The sequence below is a fragment of the Rhodopirellula sp. UBA1907 genome (assembly GCF_002337565.1).
In the GTDB taxonomy this organism is placed as follows: Bacteria; Planctomycetota; Planctomycetia; order Pirellulales; family Pirellulaceae; genus Rhodopirellula; species Rhodopirellula europaea.
Genome location: NZ_DDGH01000097.1, coordinates 1 through 9,636, shown reverse-complemented (window position 1 = coordinate 9,636; position 9,636 = coordinate 1). Strand labels below are relative to the sequence as shown.

Below are 9,636 nucleotides of genomic sequence, written 5' to 3'. Positions count from 1 at the left end.
GTCCTCAACCGTCCTGTGTTCGATGACATCTTCAGCTATCAGCTCTCCCAAATCTGACACTAGTCGATCGAAGTGTTCGTGAATCAGGAATTTGTCTCTCTGTTCATTGAAAAGCTCATCCAGGTTCGCTTCCGCCGCTGACCCGATCAAGATTGGCTCTTCAATCAACGGTAGGTTTTCAGCAACGAAAACCGAAAGTTTCGCAACTTTCTCGTTAGAGCATTTGAAGCCATTGCAGTGTTCGGTTAGCAGAGACTTCAGCCATTGCGGCATGAAGTCTTCGGGAATTAAGCGAGCGAGATGTTGCGAGTTTTCGACTAATTGCGTGCTCAGCGTACTTGCAGAATTTACCTTGGACGTCAAGTTTTCAAGTAACTGCACACACAGGCTGCACAAATTCTTCTGGACTTCGTGAATGGCTTCTTGAAGAGTATCGTCTTCTGCTGACATTTTGGCTGTATCCGAGAGGGCTGTTGTGCTGCGGAGCCTACACCATTTTGTTCGTATGTGGCACCCTTTCAGCGGATGCCCGATATAAGCACGTCTGAGCCCGACTTTTTCAAACCATGGATAATAGAGAAATGAGGGCCCCGGCACCCAACCCTCTGATCCCTCATTGCAAGATTCGAATTTGACCCTCCCCCTACCCCGTCGCAAGGTAGCGGGTGACCGTACGAGTTGACGTGTTCATCGACGCGGCAATCTCAGCACGAGTCAGCCCCTTGGCCTTGAGTTCCTTTGCCCGTTCCGGCTTCCCTTTCGTCGTCCCGGGCTTCCGGCCCCCGTAGACCCCTCGCTCGCGTGCGGCTGCTATTCCAGCTGCCTGTCGTTCGGCACGAACCTGCGTTTCCATTGCTGCCACGGCCAAGAGAACTGCTGAGATTAGCTGGCCTGTTACCCCGCTAAAGTCTAACTGTTCGGTGATGCTCACGACACGGACACCCTTCTCCAGCCAATCTGTGAGACAGTTGATTCCATCTTTCAGCGATCTTGATAAGCGGTCCAAGCGATAGACCACCACGCTGCTGACTTCACCATTGAAGATAGCGGCTTGCAGTTGCTTGAACGCAGGCCGGTCTAAGTTCGTTCCGCTGGCCTTGTCGACATACCAAATCACATCTGTGATGCCGTGTCCTTCCAGCCACTTGCTCAGTTCTCGTTTTTGGCTTGCTTCATTCTGTCCCGTCGTGCTGACGCGGATGTATGCGGCGGTCTTCATTTTTTTTTTGCTCCTGAGGCGTAGTCAAAAAACTCTACCCTCGCTGTCCCGTCGCGCAAGCGATTTTCTACACCTTTTTCCCCGTGTATCGACCCCGTCGATACCAAAGACCCTAATTGTCCACCTATGACCATCTCTAACCTGAAGTCCGTGCTCACTCATCCCATCTTTCACGGAAGCGAGTTACCGACCCTCCAGCAAGTCCAATACTGTCTCGATACCCCGGTTCGTCGGGGACAGGACAGTTATCACCTGAAGCATGTCGCCGAACAGAGTTGCACTGTTTGGCTGCCAGAGGCCGCGATGATCGCCGCAATCATGCTGCGTGGCATTCCGTTTCGAGTTGAAGGCTCCAGCGTTGTCGCTACGGGGTCCGATTGTGAGGGCAGTTGAGGACTCGATTAAAGTTTTTGGATTTTTGATTTACAGGAATGGCGAAAATCCGGTGCAAGTGTTGGTCATCACCTGACCCACACACTTTACCGAGAACTCACCGATGACACTTATCGACGACAAAACCACCGCAAAAGCTCTTATCGCCCTCATGCTGCAAGACGCCAAGGCGTCGCTCGAAGAACAGCTACTCAGCCAACTCGAAGACATCATCTCAACTGCGATGATGGACGGGCTGTCTGAGACACCGTATGAGTTGGAAATCACCGTGAGCACCCCCGTTCCGTCTGAGCACGTCGAGTTGATGGTGGCTCAGGTTCCCGACCCGATGGACGAATACCTTGACGCTGCCGTCAAACGGGGCGTTTCGGCTTCCGTCGTCGATTGAAAAATCCGTCTGCCGAACTTTATTTAAGAATTTTCCGACCCGCACACAAAACGTGTGCAATACTTAAGGTAGTGACTTGCAATCTAGTCACACTTCACACACCGCTAGAGACCGACCGGGAAAATCCCGCGTCGGTCTCTTTGCATTCTCCGGGCCATGCTGGCCCCAACCAAGGAAAAGAAATGAAAGAGAAAATGCTCACGCAATTGCGCGCAATTTTGGAACACGCGATCGTCAACGGTGTTAGCACCGACTACACGATCCGCATCGATGGACACGACGTCGCCGATATCCTGCGGAGGGTCTCGATATGAGTCTCATTGCAGGATTGCCCGACACATTCGATGAGCTGTTCGATGCGTACGATTCGAGACTCCGCAAATGGGGCGAAACCCAGTGGTTCGCACAAGACGCGGACGACGCAATTCAAGACACCTGGATGAATCTATGTCAGCGGAATGCTGACTCAGACCCCCGCGACCAAAACGGGAACGACTGGGGATATCTTGTGACTTGTGTCACACGTGCGGCGATGAAAAAGCCTGGGATGCCGACCGTCGGCCTCGATCCGGAGCTGTACCTACCTGCCCCTCCGGAATGTCAGTTCGAGGAGATGATTGACGGGCTGGAAGACGATGACGCGGATATCGTTCGCCGGATCTACCTGAATCGCGAGACACGAACTGAGATTGCTGACTCGCTGGGGTACAAATCTCACGCATCGGTCATCCGTCGTCGGGAAGCGGCGATGGATGTGCTGAAACGTGACTTTGGGATGGCGACATGAGAACTTGGGAGTGGCTGCGAGATTGTGGCACACCTATCTGGGTCGGCCTGGGTGACCCTCTCAACCATTGGAATCGCCGCCACCAGTACCGCAATGATTTGACCGAATGGCTGTGTCAATTTGATGAGATGCCGACGCCCTGCACGAGGTGGCATTTGGACGTCGACTGGGAGGGGGCCTACGCGTCTGCCTTCGCCCGCTCTCGGATGCAGCAAATACGCTCCTGGGCGGGCTGGGATTGCCTCCTAAACCGGGCCGGTGGAGGGGTCGCTTACGTGCCCCCCAGAGGCCCAGGAAGGCTGTTTGACAGCACTAGAAAAGCGGGGCAATTCCTGGGCGTGTCTCACGTTTTGGTCCTTCAGCGAGCCTGGAGGGGCACTGACGGCGTTTTCTGGCGTTAATCGCGGGAATTGACACTAACCGCGAGGCAGAAACGCAGCAGAAAGTACGAACAGGGACGAACAAGTACGAACACGCCCGTGTTCGTGGTTTTTCGCAGTATTCTTTATAAGAAAAGTGCCATCGGAGACAAGTACGAACACCCTAGCACTCCTTTAGGAGTGCAGGGTTGTTCGTGCTTTCGAGGCCGGGTTTCGCTTTTTGTTCGTAGTTCGCCACTGCCAATTCAGCAGAAATGTGCAATCTATAGATCGCAATTTTTCTCGAAATTTTCCCAGAATCAGGTAACAAAATAGGCCTCAAATCACCTTATGTAGTGTGGACTGGCCTCCACTCTATTCAAAGCTGTCTCGCCTCTTCCATGGCTTGAGACTGCTCGCGAGACAAAGCACGCCCGATACCGCTGTGCTGGCCCTATCGGGCGTGCTCTCGCACTTCATTCACCAGCACATCAGCACAGTCCAATGAGACCCCTCAGCGACTACGCTCCGCATGAGCGTCTACCCACCTGCCTCGCGATATACCTGTTCACTCGCCAGTACCCCCAACTTGCGAGTTCACCAATCGCGAATTGGCGACCCGGGCACGAGATTCAGATCAATATCGACAGTACAGGTCTGACCCGCACCGATAGCGGCAAAGCGTTCGTCGATGCGGATGGGATCGTCTGCCGCGTCATCCGGATTCCGCATCGCGACGGGACTTTCAAGAATCCCTGGATCAAGGCGGGTGCCACCAAGTACTGGGACCTGATCGGCACGAGCGGCTGGGACTGGAAAGAAAAGGTCAGTCATTGGGTTGGCTTCGATTTTGACTCGACAGACGGGCACAAGAACGGCCTATCCGAGGACCAACTCGATGCCACCGTCGATGCGATCAAATCCCTGCCATACGTCACTCTACGGACAAGCAAGAGCGGCAACGGATACCACGCCCTCGTCCCCTTCGAAAAACCAGTGAAGTGCCCGACGCGTGCCGACCAGGGCCGCATCTCCCAGTACGTGCTAGACCGCATGTCCACGGACGCAGGCTTCGACTTCACCAAGACAGTTGATGTCGGAGGCAAGATCCTCTGGCACTGGTCCCGCAACACTTCAAACGGACTGCAAACCATCCAAACCGCAGTCTGACCCTTACCACACAAAAGCACCATGCTCGATATCGAATACACCGACCTGCCAGAGGCACCGCCTCCAGCCCGCACACTGAGTGCCGGAGCTGACCTAGAGACGATGACACGCGTCATCACTGCACTCAGCAAACTGCCGTCAGACGACTATCAAACCTGGATCAAATACGGAACCGCTCTGAGGAATGAGGGTGAAGCCTATTTCTCACTCTGGGACGCGTGGTCCAGCAAGTCAGCTCTCTACGACCCTGCCGAGTGCATCGCGAAATGGGAATCACTGAACCCAGATGGTCGCATCACCATCGGCTCGATCATCCACGATGCGAACAACCTCAAAAGCGAGACAGGCCCACTCGACCACATTCACGAATTCAGCGACTTCATGACGCTCGACTACGAAGACGACGACTACATCATCAACGACGTTTTGGTGAAAGGCGAGCCAGGCATCGTCTTCGGTGCTCAGAAAACGCTCAAAACTTCGCTCATGCTCGACATGGCACTTGCGATCACCTCCGGCGGAACTTTCCTCGGCAAGCAGTGTCACGAAACCGGCGTCCTATTCATCTCCGGTGAGAGCGGCCTCCGCACCCTACGCAAAACCGCTCAAGCAATTGTCAGATCGACTGGAGTCAATCCCAAGCCCGGCCTTTTTCATATCTCACCGAAGCTTCATCACTTTGGGTCACCACTCGATCCACTTCAACAAGAGTTAGATGCAATCAAGCCCGGCGTGCTCATGGTCGACCCTGCCTATCTCTGCATGGATGGCGGCGAAGCGAACAACCTGATTCAGATGGGACAGCAGTTGCGGAATGTTGACGCAATTTGCCAAGAACGAGACATCACTTTCGTTCTCGCCAATCACACGACCAAAGCGTCCGACAAAATCGGGAACACTCCAAAACTGAAAGACATGCAGTGGAGCGGCTTCGCTCAGTGGGCACGTCAGTGGATCGCAATCGGACGCATGACCGAGTATGTCGCAGGTTCCGGCCTCCATCATCTCGGAGTCGAAATCGGCGGATCAAACAATCACGGTGATGAATACGACGTCCTGATTCGCAACCTCGACTCCGATGGCAATTGGACCTGGGAGGTTGACGTTCAGACCGCGAGTGAGGCTCGCCAAACCAAGAAACAAGAGAAAGCCGATGCCGACTATCAGCAAGACGCTGAGCGAGTCCGTGAGGCATTGAAAGACAAGCCGGAAGGTCTCGCAAAAACTCGTCTTCGCGACGAGGCGAAGATCGCACGACGCATCGACACGACACTCCCACGCCTGCTCTCTGACGGCGTCATTGAAACACACGAAACCGGCTCTTACCTCCGGTATCGACTTCCAACATAGACGGCGTGGTAACCCGTCTTTCGCCCGTGGGAGACATGGTGCCTCCCACGGGCACTCTTTCACTCAAAGGAAACAACCATGGATCAACAAACACAAGACGAGATCATCTCAGAAATGAGAAGACAAATCCGCTCTTTGACCGCCGAAGTCCGCAAACGAGACATCCATTTAGAGGGTATCGCCCAAGGTGCTGCTTCGCCCCATCACATCGCCGAAATCGCACCTTCGGAAGGCAGCCCAGCCGAAGCCATCCAAGCAATGCGTGAAAGCGGCTTGCACGACAACCTGTTTGACGGGATTGCTGAAAAGAAGAGCATCGCCGATCTCTCACCTTCTGAGTACCGGCGAATCCGAAAAGAGAATCCTGAATTGTTGGGGCTTGCGTAGTGACAACTCAATATCAACTCTCGGAATCCGCCGCGATGGACCGCGTCAGCGAGCTTGCGGAATCTCCACCGTCGCTGACTCGTCAAGACCTTGCCGTCGCGAGGTTCCTGCTTGAAAGCTCAATTGAATCGAATCCATCTCTCGCTGAACGTTTACTTTCGACGCTAGGGAAGCTCACCAAAGCCGCTACAGAGGCTGAGATCAAGAATGGTGGTTTGATGGATAAGCAGACCCTCATCTCGCTAGCGAGCCATATTACTGAATGTCTGGCGACCCACTTCGAAACGTGTGACAGCTACGACGAACGACTCGATGCGTTTTTAATCGACCTCAACCAAATCATCCAAGGAGAACAAGAATGCGTGTAACCCTCTACCCTTGTGGGAAGGAGACAGTCACCGGCGATGACGGGAAGCAACTTCCTGTCCCGCGGAAATTCATCGATCCGAATCCCCCGGTCTATCCTGGAAAACGGGATCAGCAAGAAGGAGGCAAAGATGAACGCAAGTGATCCGCAAGCGAAGATGAATCGCCGGGCGTGGCTGACGCCGATACACTACACCGCTTCCGATCTACGGATTGTCCTCGGTGTCGGTTTGACGAAGATTCGCGAATGGACGAAGCAAGGACGCTTGCCGTCGTATCAAATCGACGGGGGCGTCTTCTATCACCGGGATGACGTTTCGCATTTTGTTGAACGTCACCGCCAACCCTCAAATTTTGAAATCGCAGGAGACTGATTGCATGGCAACGATGCTAAAAGCTGAGAGGAAAGCCGGTGGGCTCTATCGACGTTGTTCCGTAACCGTTCACGGCGTCAACAAGAAGATCAACCTCGGTTACCTCTCAGCGAAAGCTGCCGGGCAAGTCTTCTCCGTCATCGAGGAAGTCGAGGCAATCAAGCGGGTGGACGGGTCGCTGTCCCCTGCCCTTGCCTCGAAGGTAGAGCGAATCTGTCCCAAGATCCAAGAGGGGCTGATTCGCGTTGGATTGCTGCAAAGGCAAGAGGAAGCAAAGACGCTCGAAGCGTTATTCGACGCCTACTGCGAGATGAAGATGAAGTCCGTCGATGCTCGTTCTGTTCGGAACTACCGCAGCACGCTACGCCAACTTGAAAACCATTTCGGTTCCGATTGCCGTATCGATTCAATCACTTCGGGTTGCGTAAAAGAATTCATCGCCGATCGAGTCGAGGCCGCGAAGCAAGACAGCACGATTGGTAACTACCTGAAGCGTGGTGCCGAATCGTTTGGCTACGCTGTTCAGAAAAAGTGGATCTCCGAGAATCCTTTTCAAAACCTGTCCGAGCGTAAGCAATTTCGAATCAAGTTGGCAGACGACAGGAAGCTACTTCAAGAAGAGTTGCTCACGGCGGAAACAATTGAAACGCTGCTGCACTGTCCGAAATCGAGTCGAAGCGAGATCGAAAATCTTGAATGGAACGCCCTGACGTGGTTTCTCCGTTGGACTGGTTGCCGGATCGCCGAGGCGTGCATTCTTCGTTGGGAAGACATCGACTTCGACGCTCTGGAGATCAAGATTCGCGGCAAGCGGAATGGCAGTCAGCGAGCCTCCACTGAGAACATGTATATTCGTCTGATGCCTCTGTGGGCTCCGCTTGTGCCGATCCTCAAAGAACTGCGAGAGCACGCTGGTGACGCTCCTCATGTCCTAAATCGAATTGGGCGACTCGCAACAAAGCCGGAGTTCGACGTGACGGACAAGGACGCGACGGTCGTTCGTTCTGGGCGTTGGTCGGTTAACCTGCAAACAACGTTCAAGAAGATCCTGTCTCGCAACGGGATGACCCCTTGGCCCCAACCCTTCCATGCCATCAGGCGGTTTCGCATCAACGAGATGGAACGCGACTCAACGCTTCGGACAGTCGACATTCGAGAATGGACCGGACACAGCGAGGCAACCGCTCAAGGGTTCTATTCAAGCACCGGTAAAGATGACCGCCAACGAGCAGCAACTGCGGCTGGTGGAGCACTGGTGGAGGACAGATCCGATCAGAACCCACCAGATCGCACCACGCTCGATGAGGGAACACGCAGAATCATTGAAAAGGTGCAATCTGATTTGATCCGAGACTATCTGGGAAGCGAAGATTCACACCCTCCGGGTGTACTCTAAAACGCCGTTTTTCCCCGCTCAAACGGCAGTGGCTCGACTCGCCGGGTGTGCGTGGGACCATTCAAATACACCCCAAAGCGAATCAGCGGGTCTCTTTCGTGCGGGGCAACAAAACCTGTTGCCCGGGAAATCTCGACCCGAAAGATTGGGGGGAGGCTTGGTCTAGCTTTCCACTCTTCACCCACGCTCGCCGCAACTGAGCTTCGACGCAACTGGGCATCGAGCGTTGATTGCGCGGGGCCGATCGTGTCAGCCACCAGTCGTGATGCCCATCTCAGTCGTTCGGCACGGCAAAGCTCAAGTGATGGGCAGCGTGCCATTGCTGCATCAAGAGCCATTGCTCTCGGGTGAGCCGTCCCAGCATCGGATAGTGTGAAACGAATGGAGTGGACGGGTCCATCAGGGTGTCCGCGAGCGAGTAGAATTTTTTCGCGCATGCATCTTCATCAAGGTCCAGAGCGGGCTGAAGTTGCTCCGGCGCCTTCCCGCGGAGTTTGGACGGTTTGCCCCTTCGCATTGTTGGCATGAACATCAGTTTCATCACCGGTCGCATCATCGCCGGAAACGTGAAGTCCGCACCGTCAATCGTCATCTGCATCGACATGTTCAGATGATCGAGTATCTGGGCAAGGCTCCATGTACCAACGACTTCGTAGCCGCCTTCACGCAAGCGAGCAACGTCGGTACACGCGGCGCCCAGGTCGGGGTAACGAAGATCCATGCGCCGTGTGGCGATCTTCGACATGTGTTCAGGTTTTCGGAGCATGCGTTTGAAGCACCTTTCTTGTCGGAGGGAACGTCTGCAGCATGCTAACGTCTTCTTTGTCCCGGATGTAGCAGGTGATGTTACCCGACGCTGGCTTTCTGGCGTGAGCGATCTGAATCCAAAACGAACGCCTGTATTCGTTTCGAACGGCTACTGGTTGCTTGGCTTTGAGAGTCACCTCACCCCAACTTCATTGCAGCTAAGCAGGTCGGCAGGAATGATCGAGCACAACAATGTGAGCCGTTTGGGCATCGGCCCCGGTTGTACGTGGGACCAGTGGCGTTTGCCAAAACAGTTCAATCGCCGAAAGACTCCTGCCGTCCTGCTTAGCAATTTACTTCCGAAGCTCCGGGAGTAAATTCTAGCTCGTCGACGATCATCGTGTCGTGAACGAATCTCAGTGGAAGGCAACCGCGTTTCGTGGTATCGCCACCGTCAACATACCCAAGCACGCCGTCCCACGGCTTGGAATATCCCAGCACACCACAACCCTTGTTAGCTGAGAGCCAAGCTTCGCCTTCCTCGTCGACCAGAACACAGAACTTGAGCTACGGCTAGACGTTCGCGTTTCACCCCGCGACGAACGAAGCAGCTTGGAACCGAAAGTGACTCAACCGACGCATCCACGCGAAAGCAAATTCCTATTGGAGATCCGTAATAAGCAACGCACGGTGAATAACT

At 54.3% G+C, this 9,636-nt stretch carries 12 protein-coding genes; 9 read left to right on the top strand and 3 right to left on the bottom strand.

Annotated elements, in window-relative coordinates; translation table 11 throughout:
* On the bottom strand, positions 1-450 hold a 450-nt coding region (locus tag B2R17_RS23105), incomplete at its 3' end, for a hypothetical protein (protein WP_286765869.1).
* Positions 451-643: 193 nt separating this feature from the next.
* Positions 644-1,219, bottom strand: coding sequence for a recombinase family protein (locus B2R17_RS23100; protein ID WP_286765868.1), 576 nt, complete (start codon positions 1,217-1,219; stop codon positions 644-646).
* A gap of 496 nt (positions 1,220-1,715) precedes the next feature.
* Between B2R17_RS23100 and B2R17_RS23095 the strand changes: the two genes are divergently transcribed.
* The 9 genes from B2R17_RS23095 (at position 1,716) to B2R17_RS23055 (ending at position 8,189) form a co-directional block, all read left to right on the top strand.
* Complete coding sequence (locus B2R17_RS23095) at positions 1,716-2,000, top strand: hypothetical protein (RefSeq protein WP_286765867.1); 285 nt, start codon at positions 1,716-1,718, stop codon at positions 1,998-2,000.
* 310 nt (positions 2,001-2,310) lie between these two features.
* The gene (locus B2R17_RS23090; RefSeq protein WP_286765866.1) at positions 2,311-2,787 is read left to right on the top strand and encodes a hypothetical protein; all 477 of its coding nucleotides are present in this window, start codon (positions 2,311-2,313) and stop codon (positions 2,785-2,787) included.
* 863 nt (positions 2,788-3,650) lie between these two features.
* Positions 3,651-4,316, top strand: a complete 666-nt coding sequence (locus tag B2R17_RS23085; protein ID WP_286765865.1) for a hypothetical protein — start codon at positions 3,651-3,653, stop codon at positions 4,314-4,316.
* 21 nt (positions 4,317-4,337) lie between these two features.
* Positions 4,338-5,666, top strand: coding sequence for an AAA family ATPase (locus B2R17_RS23080; protein WP_286765864.1), 1,329 nt, complete (start codon positions 4,338-4,340; stop codon positions 5,664-5,666).
* Positions 5,667-5,744: 78 nt separating this feature from the next.
* Complete coding sequence (locus B2R17_RS23075; protein WP_286765863.1) at positions 5,745-6,053, top strand: hypothetical protein; 309 nt, start codon at positions 5,745-5,747, stop codon at positions 6,051-6,053.
* On the top strand, positions 6,053-6,421 hold the full coding sequence (locus B2R17_RS23070; RefSeq protein WP_286765862.1) for a hypothetical protein: 369 nt from the start codon (positions 6,053-6,055) through the stop codon (positions 6,419-6,421). The genes B2R17_RS23075 and B2R17_RS23070 overlap by 1 nt, the downstream gene beginning before the upstream one ends.
* Entirely contained in the window at positions 6,412-6,564 is a 153-nt protein-coding gene (locus B2R17_RS23065; protein ID WP_286765861.1) for a hypothetical protein, read from the top strand. Before B2R17_RS23070 ends, B2R17_RS23065 begins: the two co-directional genes overlap by 10 nt.
* On the top strand, positions 6,551-6,793 hold the full coding sequence (locus B2R17_RS23060) for a helix-turn-helix domain-containing protein (RefSeq protein WP_286765860.1): 243 nt from the start codon (positions 6,551-6,553) through the stop codon (positions 6,791-6,793). Before B2R17_RS23065 ends, B2R17_RS23060 begins: the two co-directional genes overlap by 14 nt.
* A gap of 4 nt (positions 6,794-6,797) precedes the next feature.
* Positions 6,798-8,189 carry a tyrosine-type recombinase/integrase gene (locus B2R17_RS23055; protein WP_286765859.1) on the top strand — a complete coding sequence of 464 codons (1,392 nt, stop codon included), beginning with the start codon at positions 6,798-6,800 and terminating at the stop codon, positions 8,187-8,189.
* Between the two features lie 274 nt (positions 8,190-8,463).
* Here B2R17_RS23055 and B2R17_RS23050 read toward each other — a convergent pair whose 3' ends face one another.
* On the bottom strand, positions 8,464-8,955 hold the full coding sequence (locus B2R17_RS23050; protein ID WP_286765858.1) for a DUF1569 domain-containing protein: 492 nt from the start codon (positions 8,953-8,955) through the stop codon (positions 8,464-8,466).
* Positions 8,956-9,636: the final 681 nt, after the last annotated feature.

Excerpts from the sequence above, each read along its gene's own strand:
- B2R17_RS23050 (WP_286765858.1), bottom strand. The coding sequence starts at position 8,955 with ATGCTCCGAAAACCTGAACACATGTCGAAGATCGCCACACGGCGCATG.
- B2R17_RS23080 (WP_286765864.1), top strand. The coding sequence starts at position 4,338 with ATGCTCGATATCGAATACACCGACCTGCCAGAGGCACCGCCTCCAGCC.
- B2R17_RS23090 (WP_286765866.1), top strand. The coding sequence starts at position 2,311 with ATGAGTCTCATTGCAGGATTGCCCGACACATTCGATGAGCTGTTCGAT.
- B2R17_RS23075 (WP_286765863.1), top strand. The coding sequence starts at position 5,745 with ATGGATCAACAAACACAAGACGAGATCATCTCAGAAATGAGAAGACAA.
- B2R17_RS23060 (WP_286765860.1), top strand. The coding sequence starts at position 6,551 with ATGAACGCAAGTGATCCGCAAGCGAAGATGAATCGCCGGGCGTGGCTG.
- B2R17_RS23055 (WP_286765859.1), top strand. The coding sequence starts at position 6,798 with ATGGCAACGATGCTAAAAGCTGAGAGGAAAGCCGGTGGGCTCTATCGA.
- B2R17_RS23065 (WP_286765861.1), top strand. The coding sequence starts at position 6,412 with ATGCGTGTAACCCTCTACCCTTGTGGGAAGGAGACAGTCACCGGCGAT.
- B2R17_RS23085 (WP_286765865.1), top strand. The coding sequence starts at position 3,651 with ATGAGACCCCTCAGCGACTACGCTCCGCATGAGCGTCTACCCACCTGC.
- B2R17_RS23095 (WP_286765867.1), top strand. The coding sequence starts at position 1,716 with ATGACACTTATCGACGACAAAACCACCGCAAAAGCTCTTATCGCCCTC.
- B2R17_RS23100 (WP_286765868.1), bottom strand. The coding sequence starts at position 1,219 with ATGAAGACCGCCGCATACATCCGCGTCAGCACGACGGGACAGAATGAA.